Source organism: Slackia heliotrinireducens DSM 20476 (genome assembly GCF_000023885.1).
In the GTDB taxonomy this organism is placed as follows: Bacteria; Actinomycetota; Coriobacteriia; order Coriobacteriales; family Eggerthellaceae; genus Slackia; species Slackia heliotrinireducens.
Genome location: NC_013165.1, coordinates 3,085,699 through 3,107,534, shown reverse-complemented (window position 1 = coordinate 3,107,534; position 21,836 = coordinate 3,085,699). Strand labels below are relative to the sequence as shown.

Genomic DNA, 21,836 nt, shown 5'->3' with positions numbered 1-21,836 from the left:
CAGGGCGTGGGCTTACACGACCAGGAAGAACTTGATGAGGAACAGGCCGGCGATGACGTAGGTCAGGGCGGAAACCTCCCTGGCCTGGGCGGAGCAGACCTTGATGACGGTGTAGGCGATCATGGCGATGCCGATGGCATGTCCGATGGAGCCGGAGATCGGCATGGCGATGAGCATCAGCGTGACGGGCACGACCACGTCCAGGTCGCCCCAGTCGACTTTCTCCAGGCCGGAGAGCATCAGAACGCCGACGTAGATGAGGGCGGAAGACGTGGCAGCGGCCGGGATGATGGCGGCCAGAGGCGCGATGAAGATGCACAGCAGGAACATGACGCCGCAGGTGAATGCGGTCAGACCCGTGCGGCCGCCAGCCTCGACGCCGGATGCGGATTCGACGAAGGTGGTGACGGTGGAGGTGCCGGTAAGGGAGCCGGTGACGGTGCCGATGGAGTCGGCAAGCAGGGCCTGCTTCATGCCGGGCATCTTGCCCTTGTCGTCAACCATGCCGGCGCGGGAGGCGGTGCCGACCAGCGTGCCGATGGTGTCGAACATGTCGATCATGCAGAAGGTGATGATCAGCGTGATGGCAGTGAACCATCCGATTTGCAGGAAGCCTGAGAAATTGAGCTTGAACAGCGTCAGGTCCACCAGGTCGCTGAAGGCCGGCACCCAGGATGCGGTTGCCAGCGAGGCGAAGGGGCTGCCGCCCAAGAACACGGCGTCGCCGATCCAATAGATGATGGAGGCGACCAGCATGCCGATGATGACGTTGGCCTTTACGCCCTGCTTGGCCAGAACCACGATGATGAACAGGCCGATGAACATGGTGATGACGGACAGGACCATGACGGGGTAGGCGTCGGTCATCATCTCGGAGGCGTGGGTGGCGGTGAGCGAACCGAAGAAGTCCTTCATAACGAAGAACTGGTTCTGCTCGGAGTCGGCGATGTAGACGTTGGAGCCCAGGCCGATGTTCAGCAGCATCATGCCGATGGCGGGGGCGATGCCCAGGCGAACGCCCAACGGAATGGCGTCGACGATCTTCTCGCGGATGTTGCACAAGGTTAAGATGACGAACACGATGCCTTCGACGAGGATGATGATGAGCGCCGACTGGAACGATGCGACGTACGTCATGCCCGTGATGGCGGCTACGTTTCCGACGACCACCGCGAAGAAGCTGTTCAGACCCATACCAGGTGCGAGACAGAAGGGCTTGTTCGCGATGAACGCCATGCACATCATGGCGATGCCCGAGGCGATGCAGGTTGCCAGGAACACGGCGTTCCACAGGTTCATGCCGCCATCGGTGAAACCGTAGTTGGCCAGGATGTTGGGGTTCAGGGCGATGATGTACGCCATCGTCATGAACGTGGTGAGGCCGGCGATGACTTCGGTCTTTACCGAAGTGCCGTTCTCGGTTAGCTTGAAGATCTTATCCACTTCCCTTTTTCCTTCCGTAGGACACATCAGACTTTTGTCTGACCGTGCGATAGTATCATGCTTGAAAGGATTTCGGTTGATGATGCGCGGGCGTATCCAAGAATCTCATTGTGATTTTGGGACATGTTGGCCGTTGGTTCCGTCGAATATACTGGTATGCTGAATATATATCTCCATTATTTAGAAAGGGATTCTATGTTCTGCATGAGATGCGGCAATCCAGTTGCCGATAATGCGAAGTTCTGCACCAAGTGCGGATGTCCGGTCGAGTCCACCGCAAGCACCGCGCCTGCGGAGGCAGCCGCGCCTGCAGAGCCGGCAGCGGTCGAATCTACAGTCGAGCCTGAAGCCGCGGTCGAACTCACAACCGAGGCCGAGATCGAAACCGTAGCAGTCGAGCCTGAACCTGAGCCCGCGACCGAACCCGTTGCGCCTGAACCCGCTCTCGGCCAGGCGCCTGCATCCGAATACGCGGAGGCTGCGCTCGAGTCCCTGTCTGCCGGCGGTTCCGCAACGGCTCCTGTGGAGCCTTCGGCTGCGCCCGTGAACAACGCACCGCAGATGCAAGCGCCTCCGTTTGCTCCGGTTCCTGCGGATGTTGCAGCCAGCAACGTAACGCCGCCTGCAGCCAAGCCGAAAAAAGGACTGATGATCGGGATTGTCGCAGGCGTGGCAGCAGTTGTCCTGATCGGGGCGTTTCTGCTGATACCTCGCCTGATCGGCGGATCGTCCGGTCCGGTGTACGTGCCCGTGAAGTATTCGCTTGATCTGGACGGCGACGGCAAAGTGAGCACCGTCGGCGAATACGAGGTGACGATCGAACGCGCCGACGACGGCACGATTACACACTGGACGCGCAACGCAATGCTGATCGAAGGGGAAACGCTTACCATCGACCGAGATTATACCTATGAGGACGGATTCCCAACGACGGTTGACAGCACATCTCAGTTCTCTGGTGACGAGACGTCGCAGACGAACCCCATGGAGACCACGCACGAGATAAACGACGAGGGTTTCGTGACCGCCGAGACGTGGGAGGGCAGCGACTGGGTCGAGAGCTATCGGTACACGTATGACGACGAAGGCCAGCTCAAGAGCTCTAAAATGGAATCCGAGATGGATGGCGAAAGCAATTATCAGCTGTCTAAAAAGTACAGAGGCGGCATGCTGACCACGATGAACGCCGGCGATGGCGATTATTCGTCTAAGGTGAAATACGACTGGGATGTCGAAGCGGGCACCATGAAGCAGACCGATGATTTAGGGGAGTACGAGTTCGACGTCCAGACGGATGACGCTGGCAACATCGTGTCGATGGTTGGTGGGGAAGAGGACGCCAGCATCACCGTCGAATGGGTGAAAGTGGACAAGCCGTGCGGCTATGCCCAGTTTGAAAGCCTGAACAAGACTCCGTGGATGTAATGGACTCGGCTGGCGGACAACGCTTGAATACATACGCTGCCCCGTTTCTTTCCATGGAACGGGGCAGCGGTCGTTTTGTGGGTCGGCAGAATAGGGCCGATGCGGCAACAAGGGGTCGGGTGATTGGCGCATTGGGCGAAGTTGTACAACCAGGGTTCGGGGCACGCTGGTATTCTCTATATAGATACGAAAACCAGCGGAGGGGGACTTATGTATTGCAGAAACTGTGGCAGCCAAATCGCCGACAACGCGCCTTTCTGCCCCAAATGTGGAAATCCGATTAGTGCCGCGCCTGCCGGCGCGGCTCCGATGCCTGCTGCTGCACCGATGGCTGCGGCTCCCAGGGCGAAAACGTATAAGCCGTATCTCCTTGTGGGGCTTGTCGGTGTGGTTGCCTTGGTCGTGGTTGCGGCTATGCTCTTGGTTCCAAGGCTGCTGCCTGGCGAAAAGCTCGAACCGGTTTTCGTGATTGAAGAGCTGACCGTAGAGACGGGCGACCAGAGCTACCGGATGGAGCTTGCCATGGACCGTGCCGAAGATGGAGCGATAGACAGCTGGCACAGGGAAATGAAATGGGAGGGCGACGGCAACGAGCGCGATGTCGAGCGCACGTACACCTACGAGAACGGCTGTCCTGTGAGCGTGGAGAGCACGACAGACGTCCACGACGGCAGCGATCCCATTAAGGAGACGCTGGAGGTGGACTGCGAGTTCGACGAGGACGGCCGCTTGGTCGCCGAGACCTGGGAGGGTTTCGACTGGAAGGAGACGCAGTCCTACGAATACGACGAGGACGGCCAGCTCAAACGTTCTGATTTGGATGACGGAGAATACCGGCGGGAGCAGGAGTTCGAAGACGGACGTGTGGTTTCGTCAGAAGACTTCAACGTTTTGTTAACGTACGAGTGGGATCTCGATGGGGGTGCCGCGCAGCTGATCGAAGCGGGAGAGACGACGGAGCTGGATATTGAAGTCGACGAGGACGGCAACATCGTGTCGATGTACAACCCAACGAGTGACACCACGGTCACCGTGAAGTGGGTTGAGATCGAAAAGCCCTGTGCCTACGCCCAGTTCGAGTCCCTGAACAAGACCCCTTGGGTGTAGCCCCGAACACGCCGGCGGCTGTGTCGGCGGAAACCCGGAGGGGGACGGCCTTCGTTGTCGATCGGATGTGATGACGATCAAGGTTCGGGTAGATGACACATAGCAAAGCCCGCGTGCATCGTGGGCTTTGTGCGTATTGCGGCCCCCATCTGCATGCCGATGCTATAATCCCTGACTTGTTATCAGGCAAAACGGCACCGGAAGGGGGAGAAATGAACCGCATTGAAGCGTTGAACATCTTGGGTCTGGACTCCGACGCAACGCAGGAGGACATCAAAACCGCCTACAAAGAGTGCGTTCAGATCATGCACCCCGACCGTTTCGCCAACAACAAGAAGCTCCAGGACCGTGCCACCGAGCAGTTCAAGCGGCTGCAGGACGCCTACGACTATCTGACCAGCGGAAAGGGCAGCAAGAAAGGCTCCTCCGGCTCGTCGGGGCGTCGCGCGTACAGTTCCGCCGAGGCTCAGCTTGCCGGTCTTGAGGCTGCGAAAACCCAGCTGGTGGCCCAGCGCGACACGCTTCTCGACGAGCGTCGCAACGCCCTCATCATGTTGGTGGGCGGCGGCATCATAGCGCTGTTGCTGCGCCGGTTCGTCGCGGTGGCCGGCCTTGCCGCCACGGTCATGATCTGGGGCATCGTCAGTCTGATTTCCACCCAGCAATCCATCGGAAACATCGACGACCACATCAAGGGGATTGATGCGCAACGTCGCAAGCTCGAGAACGAAATGGAAGAAGAGTAAATGAAGCAGGAAAACATCCGCAACGTGGCGATTATCGCCCACGTTGACCACGGCAAAACCACGCTGGTGGACCGCCTTCTGTATGCGGCAAACGTGTTCCGCAGCAACCAGCAGGTCGAAGAGCGCGTGCTCGACAGCAACGACCAGGAACGTGAACGCGGCATCACCATCCTGTCCAAGAACATCTCCATTCAGTACAAGAATGTGAAGATCAACGTCATCGACACCCCGGGCCACGCCGACTTCGGCGGCGAGGTGGAGCGCGTGCTCAACATGGCCGACGGCGCGTTGCTGATCGTGGACGCCTTCGAAGGCCCCATGCCGCAGACCCGCTTCGTGCTTTCGCACGCTCTTGACCAGGGCCTGCGCATCGTGCTTGTCATCAACAAGATCGACCGTCCGGGTTCGCGTCCCGAAGAGGTGCTGGACGAGGTCTTCGATCTGATGGTCGAACTGGGCGCCTCCGACGAGCAGCTCGACTTCCCCGTGGTGTACGCTTCCGCCGTCAACGGCTTCGCCCGCTACGAGTACGACGACGACAACATGGATATGGTGCCCCTGCTGGACACCATTCTGAAGGAAATCCCTGCTCCCGAGGTTGATCCCGACGGTCCTGTGGCGCTGCAGATCTGCACCGTGGACCACTCCAGCTTCGTGGGCCGCATCGGCGTGGGCCGTCTGCACAGCGGTACCATGCACAAGAACGAGCAGGTGCTGGTCATCAAGAACAACGGCACCCGCTACAACACCGTCATCAAGCAGGTGTTCACCTTCGAGGCCCTGGGCAAGGCCGAGGTGCAGGAGGTCAGCGCAGGCGACATCATCGCGGTGGTCGGTGTCGACGATGCCGACATCGGAGATATGGTCACCAGCCGCGAGAACCCCGTGCGCCTGGACCCCATCGCCGTGGAGGAGCCCACGATGGCCGTCGTGTTCGAGGCATCCAGCAGCCCGCTGGTCGGCCGCGAAGGCGAAATCGTCGGTTCACGCCAGCTCAACGAGCGCCTCATGCGTGAGGCCGAAAGCAACATCTCCATGCGCATCGAGCCGCTGGAGGAAGGCTCCGGCATTTCCGTGGCAGGCCGCGGCGTTCTGCATCTGTCCGTTCTTATGGAAACCATGCGTCGCGAAGGCTTCGAATTCCAGGTCGGCCGCCCGCAGGTCATCATCAAGACCGATGAGCAGGGCCGCAAGCTCGAGCCCATCGAGGAGGCAACCGTCGACGTGCCCAGCGAATACGCCGGCAAGGTCATCGAGGTGTTCGGCAACGCCGGCGGCGAGATGACCGACATGTTCACCCGCGAGGACCAGACCCACCTGGTGTTCAAGATTCCGTCTCGCGGCACCATGGGCCTGAAGACCAGGCTGCTCAACGCTACCCATGGCGAAGCGAACATGTTCCACCACTTCAGCGAGTACGGCGCCTACCGCGGCGAGTTCGCCGGCCGCAAGAACGGCAGCATGATCGCCATGTCCACGGGCAAATCGGTGGCCTACGCGCTTGATACGTTGCAGCAGCGCGGCCGCATGTTCGTCGGTCCGGGCGAGGACTGCTACGAGGGCATGATCGTGGGCGAAAGCGCCAAAGAGGGCGACATGGTCGTAAACGTGGAGAAGGCCAAGCAGCTGGGCAACCAGCGTTCTTCCGGCGCCGACAAGGCAATCCAGCTGACGCCGCCGGTTACCTTCACGTTGGAAGAGGCCCTGGAGTACATTCAGGACGACGAGCTGGTGGAGGTCACCCCTAAGAGCATCCGCCTGCGCAAGCGCCTGCTTTCCGCCATCGACCGCAAGAAGGCCAACAAGCAGTAGGTTCCGCATCTGGGCATACATCAGATTGAGAAGCCGCATCCGAACCCGGGTGCGGCTTTCTTCATGATGGTTTTCGACAACAATGTGACAGGGCGATGTGTGTATTGTGGACTACGGATATCGATTCTACGCATGTGGGAAAATACGCGATACCACACGTGGCGTACGTCTTTGCACGCCGTTACCTAAGTAAAGGATGGGTATCCTATGAGTGCTACTCGTATCATCAAACCGATGGCCGTGTTCGCCATCGCCTGCGCCATGGCCGCCATGATTGCGGGCTGCTCCGGCAACCAGGAAGAGGCGACGTACGATCAGCTCGACGTGTCCGACACCACCGGCGGCGTGGCCGCTACGGTCAACGGCGTCGAAATCGGCGAGAATTCCATCACCGGTTACATCGAGGACTTCCGCTCGCTGAACGGCCTGACCGAAGACGCAGCTTGGGCCGAATGGATGGTCAATGCCGGCTACACCGCCGAGGATCTTCGTAGCGAAGTCATCAACTACTACGTTAATCAGACGCTCGTTCGCCAGGCTGCCGAGGAGAACGGCGTGACGGTCGATTCTGCGGAAATCGATTCGCAGGTCGAAACCATGAAGAGCAACTACGAGGACGAAGCCGCCTGGGATGAGGCGCTGCAGTCCGTTGGTATCCAGAGCGAAGAGGTGTACCGCTCTGAACTGGAGCTTTACGCCATGGAGCAGGCGCTTGTTCCCATCGTGGCAGGCGACGCCGAGCCCTCTGAAGAGGATCTGCTCATGTACGCGCAGATGTACGGCCCTGCCTATGACGGCGCCAAGAAGTCCAGCCACATCTTGTTCGCAGCTGACGACGAAGCCACCGCGCAGCAGGTGCTCGACCAGATCAACAACGGCGAGATCGACTTCGCCGATGCTGCTGCGCAATACTCCATCGACACCGCATCTGCAGCTGATGGCGGCAACGTGGGCTGGGACGCCTTGAACAGCTTCGTGACCGAATACACCGATGCCCTTTCTAATCTTGAAGAAGGCCAGGTCAGCGGTCTTGTCACCTCCGACTACGGCATTCATATCATCAAGTGCACCGAGGTCTTCACCTGCCCCGAAGAGGTCACCTCCATCGAAGAGCTGCCCCAGGAGCTGCAGGACCTGATCATGGACTACGTTTCTTCCAGCGCTCAGGACATGGCATACCAGGAATGGTTCTCCTCTTATCAGGAGGGCGCCGACATCGTGATTAACGACATGCCCGAGGGTCTGCCCTACGACGTCGACACCTCTGAGGCCGAGGCCGCCATGGCCGCCAGCGATACCGGTGCCGAAAGCGCCGATACCGCCACCGAAGAGGCTCCTTCCGATGGTGCCGCGGCTGACGAATCCGCTGATGACGTTGATGCCGCTATCGAGGAAACCGTGAACGGCGCGGCTGCCGAAGAGTCCGGCGATCCTTCCGCGAGCACGGTTGACGAAACCGCCGAAGGCAGCCCGGCCGATCAGCCTGCCGAAGAGGAGACCGCTGACGCTCCCACCGCGAACTAGCAGCCATCCGACAAAGCTTTTGTAAGGCGCCGTCCCAATGGGCGGCGCCTTTTTGCGCGCTCGGTCAGGCGTGCGGAGGGTTTTTGCCGCTCCTGATAGTAATTTGGAGCCAACCGCATGCCGAAGCGCAGCCGTTCTGAACGGGCATCCGCATCGTGCAGGCTTGGCGACCTCGGCATCCGCCGGCACGGCGAGCATACGCGCAGGAATTGTGATGCAATGGGGAAGAAGCAAAACCTCGCGCACAAAGCGTTAATTTTTGCTATACTTCCGTTTTGCTGCTGCTGAAGTAGCAAAACGACCAAATGGAGAGATGTCCGAGCTGGCCGAAGGAGCACGATTGGAAATCGTGTATACCCCGAAAGGGTATCTGGGGTTCGAATCCCCATCTCTCCGCCAGGAAATCTAAGCAGGTCCCGAAAGGGGCCTGCTTTTTTTGTATTCACGTGGCCGAGGTGCCGCGAATTGAGCTTTCTTCCTGCCGAATCAAGCCCGCCGCCTGCTCCTCTCGGTAAAAACCTCGTTTTTCTTGGCGCGAAAGGCCGTTTTCGGGAAAAGGTGCAGACTGAGGAGGCGGATGGGTGGGGCCGCCCCCGCCCGCAAACGGAATCCATCAGTACGTCTTGGGCAATAACCTGCGGCGTCTGCCCGAGGGCGTTTCGCCCAGGTGTTTCCCACCGTTGAACAGGCTCGCAAGGTATTGCTTGGAGGGGCTGTTCACGAAAAAAATGTGCTTTGACATATGCTGCTCTGGTGATAATATTGAACTATATTTCTCCAAGAGCGGGGGGTTAAATCCGCAGTTCGGCAAAAACGGGCCATTCTGATATGAGCATGTTGCAGCCGGGCAGATAATAGCTCTTGGACATGGCTGCACATGGGTAAACGACGCACACACACCACACGCCCGCGGCATATGCAATAGATATGTTTCGAGGTGTCTCTATGAACGGAGCAAATGCTACCGCAAAGAATACTTCCGTACGCGTGGCGCGAAGTGCGCTGTCGATATCGTTGACGTTGGCCCTTACGCTGGTCTTACCTTTCGGCATGACATCGCCCCTCGGCGCGTTTGCCGAGGAGTCGGAAGGGGCCGAAGGTGCCGCGACCGAGCCCGTGGCTGCCGAAGAAACCAATACCGCCGAAACTCCCGTGATCGTGGAAGGGGCCGTACCTGCGGAAAATCAGCCTGCCGTGGTCGAAACGCCTGAGGAGGCATCCGCGGAAGACGAAGTTACCGCCGAAGAGCCCGTGGAATCCGATGGCGAAACCACCCCTGCTGCCGAAGATGGCGAAAGCGAAGCTGCTGACGACGTTGTCGAGACGCCTGCGGTCGAGCGCGACGTCGCGGCTATTCTCGAGGCCGCCCGCGCAGCGGGAATGGCCGGTTTGGACGAGCTCACCCGCTACCTGAACGGCGAACAGCTCTCCGTCGAGGAGCTGGCGCGTATCGACGTCGCGGTGCTTGCAACCATCGATGCCGATCTGGCTGCCCAGATTGCGGCTCTGCAAACCCCCGCGGACATTACGGAGCCCGAACCCGACCAGCCGAGTACCGATGACAAAACAACTGACGAAGACAAGCCGGCCGTCGAAGAGCCTGTCGTTGAGGAACAGGAGCCTGTCGTCGAGGCCGCTCCTACCGAAACCGCAGCCGAAGCTGAAGCCGAGGTCATCGTTCCCAACTGGTCCTACAACGGCGACACCTCCTATACCCCGCGCGCCTATGGCGTGAGCCTGACCACCGAGAAGTTTATCGCCGTGATTGGCGAGGCCTCGCGTAAGTATGCTGCCGAAAACGACCTGTACGCATCGGTCATGATCGCCCAGGCCATCCTCGAGTCCGGTTCCGGCAACTCGGGGCTTTCGCAGCCGCCCTACTTCAACCTGTTCGGCGTGAAGGGCGCCTACGATGGCGAAGGCGTCACCATGCTGACCTCGGAAGACGACGGCACGGGTTCGTACTACACGATCAACGCCCAGTTCAGGAGCTATCCTTCCTACCGGGCCTCGCTGCTCGACTACGTGGACCTGCTGACGTCCTCCTATTACGCGGGCGCGCGCAAGTCCGTGGCGGGTTCGCCGGCGGCCGTCTGCAACTACCTCGAGGGTCGTTACGCAACCAGCACCTCGTATTCCGAGAACCTGCAAGACCTTATTCTGACGTACGACCTGACCCGCTTCGACGAGCCGCTTGATTACGAGCTGTCCGAAGAGTACTGGGTCGGGGTTTCCGATAAGGAACTGTGCGACGTTCTTGCCATCGACGAAGGCTCGCTGCCTGCAACCATCACGGCTGACTGGCTTGCCGGAACGCTTTCGAACTACCCGGTTGCTCAGGCGGTTCTGAGCGGAGAAGTCAACGTGCCCGCTTCTGTGGCCGATTTGAACGTGGCCGATGTCGAATCGGGCGAAGCCGCCATCGCAAGCGACGCGACCGAGGCGGACATGCTGAGCGCGGCGCTTTCTGCCCTGGCTGCCGAAAATCATTACGGTCCCATGCGAGTGACCATCGACGGCGCCCGCAACGTGACCGCCGTTGAGGAGAGCCGCGACCTGGTCGACCTGACCGTCGAAGCCACTACCCATCTTGGCACGCCCTATCTGCTGGGTGCCGCCGGTCCGGACGCCTTCGACTGCTCCGGTCTGGTGTGGCGCAGCTACCAGGACGCCCTGGGCACCACGCTGCCGCGCGAGTCGGCCTCCCAGGTTCAGGTGGGGCAGGATGTCGACTTTGCCGACCTGCACGCGGGCGACCTGCTGTTCTTCGTCAACAGCGGAGGCACGGTGGTGCATGTGGCCATGTACCTGGGCGAAGGGTGCTACATCGAGTCTGCCGACAACGGCGTGCAGGTGACGGCCCTGGAGAACGGATCGCCGGTCATAGCCAAGCGCATCTTGGAAACCCAGCCGGTCGATGTGGACGTCGAAGCCGCCGACCCCGAGGCGTAAATCTTCAAGACTCACGAAAAATGAAAGGAGGCCCAAGCGGGCCTCCTTTTCTTATGCGGTGGTTTCGCTACGCTTGGACCGGATGCGACCGATTGACTGCGCGACGGTTACCACGATGACGACGGCCAGAACAAATCCCAGCACGGGCAAGGCGATGGCCACGATGCTCAGCAGTGTTGCGACAACCGCTTCGAGGGTGGAGAACAGCCCGTTTCCCAAGCCCGCCGTTGCGGTGGTGGACGCGGCCCTGATTGGCGCAGTGCTCGACGTGGTCGCAAACGCGGTGCCGCCGCCGGCGATGGCGGCCAAGGCCCACCTCAGGGCGGGGTCCACGTCGCCGCCGATGAGGGCGGCGGTCATGACGGCTCCCGCAACGGCCGAGGCGGGGCCGGCAATCGTGTCCAGCAGGTTGTCGACGGCCGGAATGTAGTAAGCTGCGACCTCGGCAACCGCTGCCGTGGCGAACCCCAAGGTTGCCTGCCAGGTGGACATCCATGCGAAATCCGAGCTCAAGTCCACAAAACCCGCCATAGAGGCGCCGCTCAGGATCAGCGGCGGGATGAACACGCGAAATCCGCAGGAAGCGCTGAGGGAGACGCCCAGCGCCAAGGCGAGGGCGATTTGGGCGATTTGCGAAGCATCCACGACGGCCCCTTTCTCAGGCTTTTGCACTGACAACAGCTTACATCCAAATCACGCGACATGCGAAAAGACCTGGCAAGGCGTTACCGCATGGTGGTTCTTCGGAGTGTGGCGCGTTGCCGATATCGGCATTTTTTCCCATGAGTTCGGGATTCGTTGTGAATGCGGCGTAAAACTGGTATCATTCCCTAATGCACGTCGTCAACCTGAAACAATGACGCGCACACCCAACGGAGGGGTGGCAGAGTGGTTGAATGCGGCGGTCTCGAAAACCGTTTAGCCGGTATCCCCGGCTACGAGGGTTCGAATCCCTCCTCCTCCGCCAGAATTTTGAAAGCCGTTCGCAAGAGCGGCTTTTTTGTTGGGGCTGCCATTCGGCAAGTTGGTCGTTCGGCACTCTTCCGCTTGGATTGAGCCCGGTCGAAGCGACGGATCGGCCCCTGCAACCCAGATCGAGCGCCGATTGCCAACCCGGCCAACTCATTCCGACTACACTTAGGCGCTCGAAAAGCCATCTCGAATACAGATGCCAACCTCGAAAACCAACCCGCGTACAGTTACCAAGGTCTATCGGGGTCGGATTAACCTCAAATACAGCCCGCCAAGGTGGATTTCGGGCGATTTACGCTGTTTATGCCACCTTTGGACTCGGTTTTGGCCTCTCTATCTGTATTCGGTTTGGTTTTCGGGGGCGGCATGTGTAGTCGGAATGGCCATTTCGGCTTGCAACTGTAGTCGATTTCATTTTCGCTTGGTGGGCGGATGCCCCAGCCCCACCTTCTGGAAGCAGATTCCGACACATCGTGGGTTTGGCTTCGTGAAGACAGATGCCCCAGTTCCGCCGTCATGAGACGGACGCCAATGCGATGCAGCCTTGACTTCATAAGTTAATGGTGTTAACAAAAGAAGTAAGCCTAAGCAAACTATGAAGGGTGGTGAAGACGTGCCTAAGGACAAGACGGAAACGCATGTGCGGATCGTGCGGTGCATGCGGGAGGAATTTCTTGCCCATGGTTACGAAAAAGCCTCCCTGAACAGGGTTTCTGCGCGTGTGGGCATCACGACGGCGGGTCTGTACCGCCACTTTGCAAACAAAGAGGACATGTTCGCGCATCTTGTGCAGGACACGTTGGACGCCTTCCGCAAGCTTGCCGACAGCGGCAAGGCGGATATGGAAATCGATGCGGAGTACAACCCGTTCGACTTCGACTGGGCAAGCGCCTGGGTGGATTTCATATACGAGCACTACGAGGGCATGAAGCTCCTGATTTGCTGCTCGAAGGGTTCTCCGTTCGAATCCTTCGAGGAGGACTTGATCCAAATGGAAGCCGAAGGGAACAGGGCATACGTCGAGGCCCTGCGTCGCGCGGGTAAGCGGACCAAGGGAGTATCGGACATGCAGTGGCACATGTTGTCGACGGCCTATGTCCACCTGCTGTTTGAAGCGGTTCGTCACGACATGACGAAAGACGAGGCGATGCGTCATGCGCGGTTCGTGAGTGACCTGCTGTATCCCGGGTGGAGACGGCTTTTCGAACTGGAGACATAAAAGCGGCACCAAAGAAAGATCCCGAGCAATCGGGACTTTCTTCGTATTAGGGGTTAGTTAACGCTAGCCGAAACCATTAACTCAAAGGAGAGAAAGAACATGAACACGTGGAATTCCAAAAGCGCGTTGCGGGTGCTCCTGTGCGCGGTGCTGTATGCCGCTTTGAGCGCGGTCGTGTGCTTCACGGGCGCCGTCCACCCGATTTTCTTCGTGGGATACCAGATCACGGCAGGCATCCTGCTTTCGGGTATTGCGATCTGGGCGTTTCGCAACGTGCAGGCGCCGGGCGTCGCAGCCTGCCTTGCTTTGGCCATGATCCTGCTGCTGGTGGCCATCGGCGATGCCGTCATGTGGCACGTGGTGCCTCTTGTGGTGATCGGCTTGCTGGCGGAAGCGGTCCGCGCCGTCAGGAAATACGACTGGCTGGGAGACGTGATCGCCACGGCCGTCATGACGTTCTCGACGTTCGGATACTACGGCCAAATCTGGTTCAACCGGGCATACACCTACGAATGCGCCATCGAGGAAATGCCGGCCGGATATGCCGACGGACTTATGGCGGCAAGCCCCGCATGGTCGTTGCCGCTGGTCATCGTGATCGGCATCGTGGTGTCCGTTGCGGTCGCATATCTTACGGCGAAGCTGTTCAAGTTGGAGAAGCGCTAGGCGTCAGGCTGCCTGCAAAACAAAAAAGGACGGCGAGGTTCGTTTCGCCGTCCTTCTTATATATAGGTAAGGAATCCGACGCTTAGTCCTCGTCGGTCTCGTCGTCTTCCGCTTCGTCTTCTTCGGGCTCGATCTCGGCCAGGAAGCTGGAAATGACATCGATGAAACGCGGCTTCTCCTCGAAGACCAGCTTGTCGTCATGCTCTTCGTACAGCAGGCCGTACACGACGCCGGCCAGGTCATCCTTCATGGCGGCTTCGACGATGATGGCGTCCATGACGCCCTGGTTGGTTTCCAGATAGCCGTCGTAGCAGAACGCATACCCGTCGGCGATGTTGGCCTGGCGCACCACGTGCAGTTCTGCAGCCACGCGGAACTCGTCGGGGGTTTCGCCGGTGAAGAAGTCCTGGGAAACGTTCTCGCCGAACAGGGTCAGGGTGAACGGGCTCAGGACCTCGCCCTTTTCCAGGTCTTCCTGGGCCAGGCCGAAGGCCATTTCGATAAGGGCGTTGAGCGTCTCGTCGATCTCGGGATCCTTGCTATATTGCGCGTCGACTTCGAAGTCTGCCATGGTGTCTCCAATCTGTTCCGCAACGTGCGGGGTAATTACTGCGGAAAGTATACGGGAGCGATCAGATTGAAAAATCCTGACTTGCCGATTGTCATACGAAAGACGCATACGAGGTCAGGCGGCAGGGGCTAAGGCAAAACTTAGATTTCGGCAAGGTTTTTTCGGAAAACGTTCGAATCCATTTCAGGCTCGCATCGTGCTTCGATGCAAAGTTTACATACGATTCGGCAAGGTTCGAATCGTAGACTCATGGAGCAGATGTGAAAGGTTTGCACATGTGGACAATCGGGGTTTGCGCAGATGAGGATTGGCTGGTACTATAACCAGGTTTCCTGTCCCGGGCAGAAGCCTTCATGCGCCCCGGGACCGTACAGTCCAGAGGAGGTGAAACTATGAAGGCTTATGAAATGCTGTTCTTTGTCGCTCCCACGCTCGACGACGAAACTCGTCTCGCTGCTATGAAGCGCGTCGAAACCACCATCGCCGCCAACAACGGCCAGGTTGACAACGTCGAGAACTGGGGTCGCCGCAAGCTCGCTTACGAGATTGCCGGTCTGACCGAGGGTGACTACACGCTCATCGATTTCCACATGGATCCTGCTAGCGTCGCTGAGCTCGATCGCGTCCTGCGCATTACCGACGCTATCGTGCGCCACAAGATCGTCCGTCGTGACGACCGCGAGTAATCCGATTTTTTCGGAGCGGGCGGATTTCGCCCACAAGACTTAAGGAAGAGGAAGATCAATGAGCATCAACAAAGTTCTCATCACAGGCAATTTGACTCGTGACCCCGAACTGCGCATTACAGCGAGCGGGTTCCCCATTCTCAGCTTCGGCGTTGCGGTGAACGATCGCCGCAAGAACCAGCAGACTGGCGCATGGGAGGACTACGCCAACTTTATCGATTGCACGATGTTCGGTGCCCGTGCCCAAAGCGTCTCGAACTTTTTGACCAAGGGCTCCAAGGTCGCCATCGAAGGCAAGCTCCGCTGGTCCCAGTGGGAGCGTGATGGCCAGAAGCGCAACAAGATCGAAGTCATCGTTGATGAGATCGAGTTCATGAGCTCCCGCGACGGCTCCGCTCCGCAGGCTCCGCGCGTGCAGTCCGCACCTTCCTACGGCCAGTCGTATGGCTCTTCCGCACCGCAGGCCCCGATGGTGGATACCTCCGTCTACGACGAAGACATCCCCTTCTAGGGCAATCTTTACCAGCAACGCTTTATTTGGATTCTGAAAGAGGAAATTATGGCTGAATACTCCAAGCAGCCTCGCCGTAAGTACTGTCAGTTCTGCAAGGACGACACCGAGTACGTCGACTACAAAGACACGGCTCTGCTGCGCAAATACATGACCGATCGTGGCAAAATCAAGCCCCGCCGCGTGACTGGCGCTTGCGTCCAGCACCAGCGTGACGTCGCCAACGCCATCAAGAACGCTCGTGAGATGGGCCTCATGCCCTACACGGTTCCTGCAGTGAGCGGCCGCGGCGACCGTCGTAACCGCTAAGGAGGTGCCTCATGAAGGTTATCTTGCTTACTGAACTCCCCGGCAAGGGCGGCGAAGGCGATATCGTCGAGGTTGCCCCCGGCTACTTCAACAACTACCTGGGCCCCCAGCGCATGGCCATCCTGGCCACCAAGGGCAACATCAAGCAGCTCGAGCAGCGCCGCAAGAACATCGCCAAGCGCGAAGAAGTTCGTCTGGCCAACGCTAACGAGCTCAAGGCTGCCCTCGAGGGCAAGGAGATCTTCGTTCCCGCTCGCGTGGGCGAAGAAGGCGTCCTGTTCGGTTCCGTTACCGCCGGCATGATCGCCGACGCTGTCAAGGCCGAGGCCGACGTCGAGATCGACCGCAAGCGTCTGGTTCTGCGTCAGCCCCTGAAGACCGCTGGCAAGCACGAGGTGGAACTGTCCATCTATCGTGACGTCAAGGTCAACCTGGAGCTGCTGGTCGGCGACGCCGCTGAGCGTGCCGCCGCCCAGGCCGCCGAGGCTGAGGCCGATGTCGCCGAGGAAGCCGCTGAGGAAGCTGTCGAAGAGACCGCCGAGGAAGCTGCCGAATAGCTTCTGGCTACATGTTGCAATGCATGTCCAACCCCGTCACATTCCGTGGCGGGGTTTTTATTGCGTGTCGGACCGTGGTCGTGCCTGGAATTTCGCAGCAGAACAAGGCAGGTCGGGAGAGAGATGCGGACCTGGTTCGGCATCGGGGCGCGGCGGGTGGGAACCAAGGCAAAAAGCCCGTTGCGGAAAGGGTGCCGCGGGTTGTGGAATCCCGTCACAAATGGTTATCCACAATGCATGCACAGAGCGAAATTGTGGATAAAGTGGAAAACTACTATATGGCTGCTTGAACCCAGGCAAAAGGAAGGCCATATTGTGGAAAACCAGGGATTGAGGTCTTTTTTGGCCGCTGAGGGGCCTCGTCTGTACCGTTTGCCGCCCTGCTTCAACAGCTGCTATGCGGTAAACTAGCGCTGAACAACGACCGAACCAATGGGTTATGCACGTCTACAAGGAGCATCATGCCTGATTATCCGAACGCTTCACAACAAAACGCACCGCAGCAGGGCCTGAACAACCGTCCTCTGCCCCATAATGTCGAAGCTGAGCAATCGGTACTGGCCGCATGCATCTTGAACGAAGACGCCATCGACGAAATAGGCAGCGTGCTGACGCCGGAGAACTTCTACCGTCCGGCCCATCGGATCATCTTCGAGGCCATTCTCAACCTGGCCGAACGGCATATTCCCATCGACCAGATTTCGCTGGCCGAGCGCCTGAGCGCCATGGGGCAGCTGGAAGCCGCCGGCGGCCGAGGATACATCGTCGATTTGGCCAACAACACGCTGGCGCTCACCAACTGGCGCAACCACACCGAAGTGGTCAAGCGCCAAAGCGTCCTTCGCGATTTGGTGTACGCATCCACCAATATCAACGCGCTGGCCTACGACGCGCCCGACGACACGAGCGAAGTGATTGAAGAGGCTGAGAAGATGCTGTTCTCGGTCACCCAGAAACGGGTGTCTTCGACGTTCCAGCGCGTCGACGAGCTGCTGACCCAGGTGTTCGACCAGATCGACGCCATGTCCAAGAACCACGACGAAATCGCCGGCGTGGCCACCGGCTTTAAGGATGTGGACAAGCTGTTCTGGGGATGGCGCGGCGGCGACCTGCTCATTCTGGCGGCCCGACCCGCCGTGGGCAAGACCTCGTTCGCTTTGAACTTGGCTGTCAACGCGGCAAAACTTGGCGCCGACGTGGTGTTCTTCAGTCTGGAAATGAGCGGCGCGCAGCTGGTCCAGCGCGTGCTGTGCTCCGAGGCCCGCGTGAATTTGAGCCGTTTGCGTACGGGCAGCCTGACCGAGAACGACTGGACCCCTATCCTGAATGCGTCCGACACCCTTTCGAAACTCAACCTGTACATCGACGACACGCCCGGTCTGTCGTTGCTGGAGATGCGTGCGAAGGCGCGCCGCCAGCTGAAGGATTCCAAAAAGGGCCTGATCGTGGTCGACTACCTGCAGCTCATGCAGCCGCCTAGCACCCGCCGCGACGGCAACCGAGCCGTGGAAGTCGCGGAGATTTCCCGAGGTCTGAAGGTGCTGGCCAAAGAGCTCGACGTACCCATTTTGGCGCTGTCGCAGTTGTCCCGTTCCGTCGAAATGCGCGGCGACAAGCGCCCCATGCTGTCTGACCTGCGCGAATCCGGCTCCATCGAGCAGGACGCCGACATCGTCATGTTTATCGACCGATCCATGGATGAGCTGGAGGCCGAAAAGGACGGCCGTCCCGACTGGGGCACCGCCCGCCTGATCGTGGCGAAGCACCGTAACGGTTCCACACGCGACATCACGCTCACCTTCAACGGCGAGTACACCAAATTCGGCGACTATGTCGACCAGTCGCTGATCATGTAACGGAGGCGCATGGCCGAGAAGATCACATTCATCCATTCCGGCGACCTGCATTTGGGGGCGCCTTTCCGCGGTCTGCGGGCCCTGTCGGACCGGTGGGCCGACCGTCTGGTGGATGCGATCCCCGAAGCCTACGACCGCCTGATCGAGACCTGCATCAGGCGAAAGGTCGATTTCCTGCTGCTTGCCGGCGACGAGTTCGACACCGACAAGCCCAGCTATGCGCACCAGCTGCATTTCATACACGGGTTGCAACGCCTGCAAAGCGCCGGCATTCCCGTCTACATCGTGGCGGGCAACCACGACCCCTATGCCAACTGGCAACAGATTCTGCCGTCGTTGCCCGACAACGCCCAGCTCATGCCTTCGTCCGAACCTGGATTCGCCGTTTTCCGTCGCGACGGAAAGCCTGCGGCCATCATCGCGGCCCGCGGCTTCACGAACCTGAGCGTGGGGGAAAGCATCGCCGAAGGCATCGGCCGCCAGGAGGCATTCGAAGCAACCGGCGTCGAGGCGCCCTTTGTGGTGGGCATGCTGCACACGGGTCTGTGGATGGACCCCTACAAGGCCCCCACCAGCGAAGAAGCGCTGCTTGGCAGCGGCATCGACTACTGGGCGCTGGGACACATACACATGCGCTACTCGAAGCCGGAGGACCATCCGAAGCTGGCGTTTTGCGGCGACATCCAAGGGCGCGACATCCACGAGACCGGCGACCGGGGGTGCCTGTTGGTCACTCTGGAGGAAGGCATGCCCAACCAGGTGGAATTCATCTCCACGGCGTCGGTGCAATGGGAGATTCTCGAGGTGGACATCTCCGAATGCGCGGGTGCGGCCAGCATCGTGTCCGCCTGTGTGCGCGCCATGTTCGACGCCAACGCGGACGCCAAATGCGAGGAGATGGTGGCACGCATCACGTTGACGGGCACCACGCCGCTCCATGGCTACCTGCGCAAGCCCGGTGCCTTGGAGGACCTTCGCAACGATTTGAACGCGAGCTATCCGACGTTTTTCTGCGACGCGTTGCTGGATGGCACGAAGGCGCCGCTGGACAAGGACGCACTTCGCGACGAGGGGCTGTTTCCGGCGTCGCTTCTGAATGTGTCCGAGGGCATGACGGCAGACAGCAAGGATATTCTGGACTATCTGACCGATGAGTTCGCCACCCGAGGCCTGAGCATGCCGCGTTTGGTGGCCCATGCCTACGAGGAGCTTATCCCCGATGCGGAAAACATCGCGCTTGACCTGCTGGAAGGCGAAGGTGGTGCGCAATGAGGCACGTCGCCAACCGTACCTGGCTCGAATACCTGCGCATCAACGCATTCGGCAGGTTCTACCGCACCACGCTAGGTCCCTTCTCGGAAGGTTTGAACATCGTGTACGGTGCCAACGAGGCCGGCAAGTCCACGGTGAGCGCCTTCGTGAAGGGCGTGCTGTTCGGGTGGGAAGATGCCCGCGGTCGCGGTATGAAGAACACCTATAAGCCCGCTGAGCTGGAACGATCCGGAACGCTCATCTTCCATAACAGTGCGGTTGACGAGCCTTTGGAGCTGACCCGCGTGCGCAATGCAGACGGGCTGTCGTTTGCCGGCCAGGATGCCGAAGACATCGTGGCTGATATCGACAAGGACACCTTCGCTACCGTGTTCGCCATAAACTCCGAGTCGCTTCAGGGTTTGAATCGGACCGCGGAAGTGACGTCTCACCTGCTCACGGCAGGGTCGGGCACGCAGGTGAGCCCTGCGGAGGCCTTGGACGAGCTGGACGCGCGCATCGCCGGCTACACGAGCCGTGCGGCATCGGCGGACCGCTCGCTGGCGCGCGTGAAGGACCGTTTGGAGGAGAACCGGCTTGCCATGGCCGAGGCCCGCAAAGTCGCCGATGCGCTTAAGGCGCAGGATTGCGAACTTGCCGAGCTCGAGGCGGACCGGGTGCTTTTGAACGAGCAGCTGGCGGCCGCGAACGCCGAGGTCGAGCGCCTGACGGCTGCGGAGGCTTCGCTCGTCCATATAGACGGGCGCATCGCCCAGGCCCAGGAATCGCTGGACCGCCTGGCATCGGAGAAGATTCTGCTGGCAGGAGAGGGCAGGTCCTACGCAGACGTACCCCCTGTTCAGGAAGTGGGTAAAACACGAGCGCGCGTATTTGAGTTGATGGAGCAGCGTGCCGCCGCCCAGGCGAAAGTGCAGCACGCCCAGGAGCGTTTCGAGGACGTGAGTTCCGCATATGTCGAGGCCAAGGGCGCAAAAACCTATCAAGGCGCCGCGCTGGAGCGCCGCCGTGCCACGCGGAAGACCGTCGTGCAGGCGGCCGTCGCAGTTGTGTGCGCGGCTGCAGCCGTCGCATTCGCCTTGTTGTGGAGCCGCCATGGCGAAACGCTGCCGCTGGTCATGGCGGCCATAACGGCTGCTGCGGCTCTGGGGTGCGCCGTCGCGGCCGCGCTTTCTGCTCAGGCGGTGTTCGGCGGCAGGCCCGCGGACGGCGGCCAAGGGCGCATGGACGAGGCCTACCAGCGGCTTGACCAGGAACGATCGAAACTCATGGCGGCGACGGAGGCTCTGGACCGCTTCGACGCCGACGTGGCGGAAGAGCTCAACGCTATGGGATTGGAAGGCGCCTACGGGTCGCTTCAGCAGGCGCAGTTTATGGTGGAAGGCTCCTATCAGGCCGAACGGCAGCGCGAAAGCTACGATCGGCGCGTGGCGCTTCATCAGGAGTCGCTCGAGCAGGTGGCGGAGGCCTTGACGGCAGAACGTGCCCGCCGTGCAGAGGTGCTGGCTGACGTCGGCCTTTCCGACGATGCCACCCTGGCAGAGGTGGATGCGGCCCTGGTTGCGGCCGCTGCGCAGCGCGACGGCATTGCTGCAGCTCTAGACGAATCGGCCCTTCGCTACGGCGAGCTCAAAGAGCGCCTGGCGGCAGGGGCGGGGGACACCGCTCTTGAGGAGCTGAAAATCCAACGAGCCCAGTTGAACTGCCTATACGAAGACCTGGCGGGCGACCTTGCGCGCGACCTGATCGCGCGGCGCATGCTGGTTCAGGCGGTTCGGATTTGGGAGCGCGAAAGCCAGCCCGAGGTGTACGCCCGGGCCTCGGAGCTCATGGCGCTCATGACCGACGGGGCGTGGACGGGCGTGCATATGGGGCAGGGCGGAACCCTTACCGTGTCGGATGCTGCAGGCGTGCGCCGCGAGCCGCACCTACTGTCGTTGGGCACGCGTCAGCAGCTGTATCTGGCGCTGCGCATCGCGCTTCTGGAATGCGCCGGCAACGTGGGCGCATCGGTGCCCGTGCTGGCCGACGATATCCTGGTGCACTTCGACGACGCACGTCGGACCGGCGCCATCAAGGCGCTGGAGGAACTTTCCCGTACGCGCCAGGTCATATTGTTCACCTGTCATAAGGAGATAGTGAGCGCAGTGCGCAGCCAAGCGGCACGCTCCACCTTGATAGAGTTATAATCAATCGGCTGTCTACATACGA

At 60.0% G+C, this 21,836-nt stretch carries 19 protein-coding genes and 2 tRNA genes; 17 read left to right on the top strand and 4 right to left on the bottom strand.

All coding sequences use genetic code 11. From position 1 onward, the window contains the following. Window positions 1-12: 12 nt before the first annotated feature. Window positions 13-1,443, bottom strand: a complete 1,431-nt coding sequence (locus tag SHEL_RS13805; protein WP_012799891.1) for an NCS2 family permease — start codon at window positions 1,441-1,443, stop codon at window positions 13-15. Between the two features lie 195 nt (window positions 1,444-1,638). On the opposite strand from SHEL_RS13805, the gene SHEL_RS13800 reads away from it, so the two are divergent. From SHEL_RS13800 to SHEL_RS13775, 6 genes are all read left to right on the top strand, one after another. Next, complete coding sequence (locus SHEL_RS13800; protein ID WP_012799890.1) at window positions 1,639-2,868, top strand: zinc ribbon domain-containing protein; 1,230 nt, start codon at window positions 1,639-1,641, stop codon at window positions 2,866-2,868. Between the two features lie 210 nt (window positions 2,869-3,078). Further along, entirely contained in the window at window positions 3,079-3,975 is an 897-nt protein-coding gene (locus tag SHEL_RS13795; protein ID WP_083762393.1) for a zinc ribbon domain-containing protein, read from the top strand. A gap of 212 nt (window positions 3,976-4,187) precedes the next feature. Further along, window positions 4,188-4,721 (top strand): J domain-containing protein, encoded by a 534-nt coding sequence (locus SHEL_RS13790; RefSeq protein WP_012799888.1) that lies wholly within the window; start codon window positions 4,188-4,190, stop codon window positions 4,719-4,721. Then, window positions 4,722-6,533, top strand: a complete 1,812-nt coding sequence (typA, locus tag SHEL_RS13785; protein ID WP_012799887.1) for a translational GTPase TypA — start codon at window positions 4,722-4,724, stop codon at window positions 6,531-6,533. Between the two features lie 207 nt (window positions 6,534-6,740). Then, window positions 6,741-8,057 (top strand): peptidylprolyl isomerase, encoded by a 1,317-nt coding sequence (locus SHEL_RS13780; protein ID WP_012799886.1) that lies wholly within the window; start codon window positions 6,741-6,743, stop codon window positions 8,055-8,057. A 307-nt stretch (window positions 8,058-8,364) separates the two neighbouring features. Beyond that, window positions 8,365-8,456: transfer RNA gene (locus tag SHEL_RS13775), tRNA-Ser, on the top strand. A 392-nt stretch (window positions 8,457-8,848) separates the two neighbouring features. Here SHEL_RS13775 and SHEL_RS15355 read toward each other — a convergent pair. Continuing rightward, window positions 8,849-9,109 carry a hypothetical protein gene (locus SHEL_RS15355; RefSeq protein ID WP_169304532.1) on the bottom strand — a complete coding sequence of 87 codons (261 nt, stop codon included), beginning with the start codon at window positions 9,107-9,109 and terminating at the stop codon, window positions 8,849-8,851. On the opposite strand from SHEL_RS15355, the gene SHEL_RS14640 reads away from it, so the two are divergent. Beyond that, window positions 9,108-11,009: a C40 family peptidase gene (locus SHEL_RS14640; protein WP_169304531.1), complete on the top strand. Its 1,902-nt coding sequence runs from the start codon at window positions 9,108-9,110 to the stop codon at window positions 11,007-11,009. The genes SHEL_RS15355 and SHEL_RS14640 overlap by 2 nt on opposite strands. A gap of 51 nt (window positions 11,010-11,060) precedes the next feature. Here SHEL_RS14640 and SHEL_RS13765 read toward each other — a convergent pair whose 3' ends face one another. Continuing rightward, on the bottom strand, window positions 11,061-11,654 hold the full coding sequence (locus tag SHEL_RS13765; protein ID WP_012799884.1) for a DUF4126 domain-containing protein: 594 nt from the start codon (window positions 11,652-11,654) through the stop codon (window positions 11,061-11,063). A 229-nt stretch (window positions 11,655-11,883) separates the two neighbouring features. Here SHEL_RS13765 and SHEL_RS13760 point away from each other — a divergent pair. The 3 genes from SHEL_RS13760 (at window position 11,884) to SHEL_RS13750 (ending at window position 13,866) form a co-directional block, all read left to right on the top strand. Then, a tRNA-Ser gene (locus tag SHEL_RS13760) sits at window positions 11,884-11,976 on the top strand. 600 nt (window positions 11,977-12,576) lie between these two features. Continuing rightward, window positions 12,577-13,200 carry a TetR/AcrR family transcriptional regulator gene (locus SHEL_RS13755; protein WP_012799883.1) on the top strand — a complete coding sequence of 208 codons (624 nt, stop codon included), beginning with the start codon at window positions 12,577-12,579 and terminating at the stop codon, window positions 13,198-13,200. A 99-nt stretch (window positions 13,201-13,299) separates the two neighbouring features. Continuing rightward, on the top strand, window positions 13,300-13,866 hold the full coding sequence (locus SHEL_RS13750) for an MptD family putative ECF transporter S component (RefSeq protein WP_012799882.1): 567 nt from the start codon (window positions 13,300-13,302) through the stop codon (window positions 13,864-13,866). An 82-nt stretch (window positions 13,867-13,948) separates the two neighbouring features. Here the strand turns inward: SHEL_RS13750 and SHEL_RS13745 are convergent, their stop codons facing one another. After that, window positions 13,949-14,437: a hypothetical protein gene (locus tag SHEL_RS13745; RefSeq protein WP_012799881.1), complete on the bottom strand. Its 489-nt coding sequence runs from the start codon at window positions 14,435-14,437 to the stop codon at window positions 13,949-13,951. Window positions 14,438-14,829: 392 nt separating this feature from the next. On the opposite strand from SHEL_RS13745, the gene rpsF reads away from it, so the two are divergent. The 7 genes from rpsF to SHEL_RS13705 all read left to right on the top strand — a co-directional run bounded on the left by rpsF (window position 14,830) and on the right by SHEL_RS13705 (window position 21,814). Beyond that, window positions 14,830-15,123 (top strand): 30S ribosomal protein S6, encoded by a 294-nt coding sequence (gene rpsF, locus SHEL_RS13740; RefSeq protein WP_012799880.1) that lies wholly within the window; start codon window positions 14,830-14,832, stop codon window positions 15,121-15,123. Between the two features lie 58 nt (window positions 15,124-15,181). Continuing rightward, the gene (locus SHEL_RS13735) at window positions 15,182-15,634 is read left to right on the top strand and encodes a single-stranded DNA-binding protein (protein WP_012799879.1); all 453 of its coding nucleotides are present in this window, start codon (window positions 15,182-15,184) and stop codon (window positions 15,632-15,634) included. 48 nt (window positions 15,635-15,682) lie between these two features. Further along, complete coding sequence (gene rpsR, locus SHEL_RS13730) at window positions 15,683-15,943, top strand: 30S ribosomal protein S18 (protein WP_012799878.1); 261 nt, start codon at window positions 15,683-15,685, stop codon at window positions 15,941-15,943. A gap of 11 nt (window positions 15,944-15,954) precedes the next feature. Next, a complete protein-coding gene (rplI, locus tag SHEL_RS13725) occupies window positions 15,955-16,500 on the top strand; it encodes a 50S ribosomal protein L9 (protein ID WP_012799877.1) in 546 nt (181 codons plus the stop codon). 461 nt (window positions 16,501-16,961) lie between these two features. Then, entirely contained in the window at window positions 16,962-18,356 is a 1,395-nt protein-coding gene (dnaB, locus tag SHEL_RS13715; RefSeq protein WP_012799875.1) for a replicative DNA helicase, read from the top strand. 9 nt (window positions 18,357-18,365) lie between these two features. Beyond that, window positions 18,366-19,628 carry a metallophosphoesterase family protein gene (locus tag SHEL_RS13710; protein WP_012799874.1) on the top strand — a complete coding sequence of 421 codons (1,263 nt, stop codon included), beginning with the start codon at window positions 18,366-18,368 and terminating at the stop codon, window positions 19,626-19,628. Next, window positions 19,625-21,814: an ATP-binding protein gene (locus SHEL_RS13705; protein WP_012799873.1), complete on the top strand. Its 2,190-nt coding sequence runs from the start codon at window positions 19,625-19,627 to the stop codon at window positions 21,812-21,814. Before SHEL_RS13710 ends, SHEL_RS13705 begins: the two co-directional genes overlap by 4 nt. Window positions 21,815-21,836: the final 22 nt, after the last annotated feature.

Bases quoted from the DNA above. Each gene is read 5' to 3' on its own strand.
- SHEL_RS13735 (WP_012799879.1), top strand. From the start codon at position 15,182: ATGAGCATCAACAAAGTTCTCATCACAGGCAATTTGACTCGTGACCCC.
- rpsF (WP_012799880.1), top strand. From the start codon at position 14,830: ATGAAGGCTTATGAAATGCTGTTCTTTGTCGCTCCCACGCTCGACGAC.
- dnaB (WP_012799875.1), top strand. From the start codon at position 16,962: ATGCCTGATTATCCGAACGCTTCACAACAAAACGCACCGCAGCAGGGC.
- SHEL_RS13780 (WP_012799886.1), top strand. From the start codon at position 6,741: ATGAGTGCTACTCGTATCATCAAACCGATGGCCGTGTTCGCCATCGCC.
- SHEL_RS13795 (WP_083762393.1), top strand. From the start codon at position 3,079: ATGTATTGCAGAAACTGTGGCAGCCAAATCGCCGACAACGCGCCTTTC.
- rplI (WP_012799877.1), top strand. From the start codon at position 15,955: ATGAAGGTTATCTTGCTTACTGAACTCCCCGGCAAGGGCGGCGAAGGC.
- rpsR (WP_012799878.1), top strand. From the start codon at position 15,683: ATGGCTGAATACTCCAAGCAGCCTCGCCGTAAGTACTGTCAGTTCTGC.
- SHEL_RS13750 (WP_012799882.1), top strand. From the start codon at position 13,300: ATGAACACGTGGAATTCCAAAAGCGCGTTGCGGGTGCTCCTGTGCGCG.
- SHEL_RS13705 (WP_012799873.1), top strand. From the start codon at position 19,625: ATGAGGCACGTCGCCAACCGTACCTGGCTCGAATACCTGCGCATCAAC.
- SHEL_RS14640 (WP_169304531.1), top strand. From the start codon at position 9,108: ATGACATCGCCCCTCGGCGCGTTTGCCGAGGAGTCGGAAGGGGCCGAA.
- SHEL_RS13800 (WP_012799890.1), top strand. From the start codon at position 1,639: ATGTTCTGCATGAGATGCGGCAATCCAGTTGCCGATAATGCGAAGTTC.
- SHEL_RS13710 (WP_012799874.1), top strand. From the start codon at position 18,366: ATGGCCGAGAAGATCACATTCATCCATTCCGGCGACCTGCATTTGGGG.
- SHEL_RS13755 (WP_012799883.1), top strand. From the start codon at position 12,577: ATGAAGGGTGGTGAAGACGTGCCTAAGGACAAGACGGAAACGCATGTG.
- typA (WP_012799887.1), top strand. From the start codon at position 4,722: ATGAAGCAGGAAAACATCCGCAACGTGGCGATTATCGCCCACGTTGAC.
- SHEL_RS13745 (WP_012799881.1), bottom strand. From the start codon at position 14,437: ATGGCAGACTTCGAAGTCGACGCGCAATATAGCAAGGATCCCGAGATC.
- SHEL_RS13790 (WP_012799888.1), top strand. From the start codon at position 4,188: ATGAACCGCATTGAAGCGTTGAACATCTTGGGTCTGGACTCCGACGCA.
- SHEL_RS15355 (WP_169304532.1), bottom strand. From the start codon at position 9,109: ATGCCGAAAGGTAAGACCAGCGTAAGGGCCAACGTCAACGATATCGAC.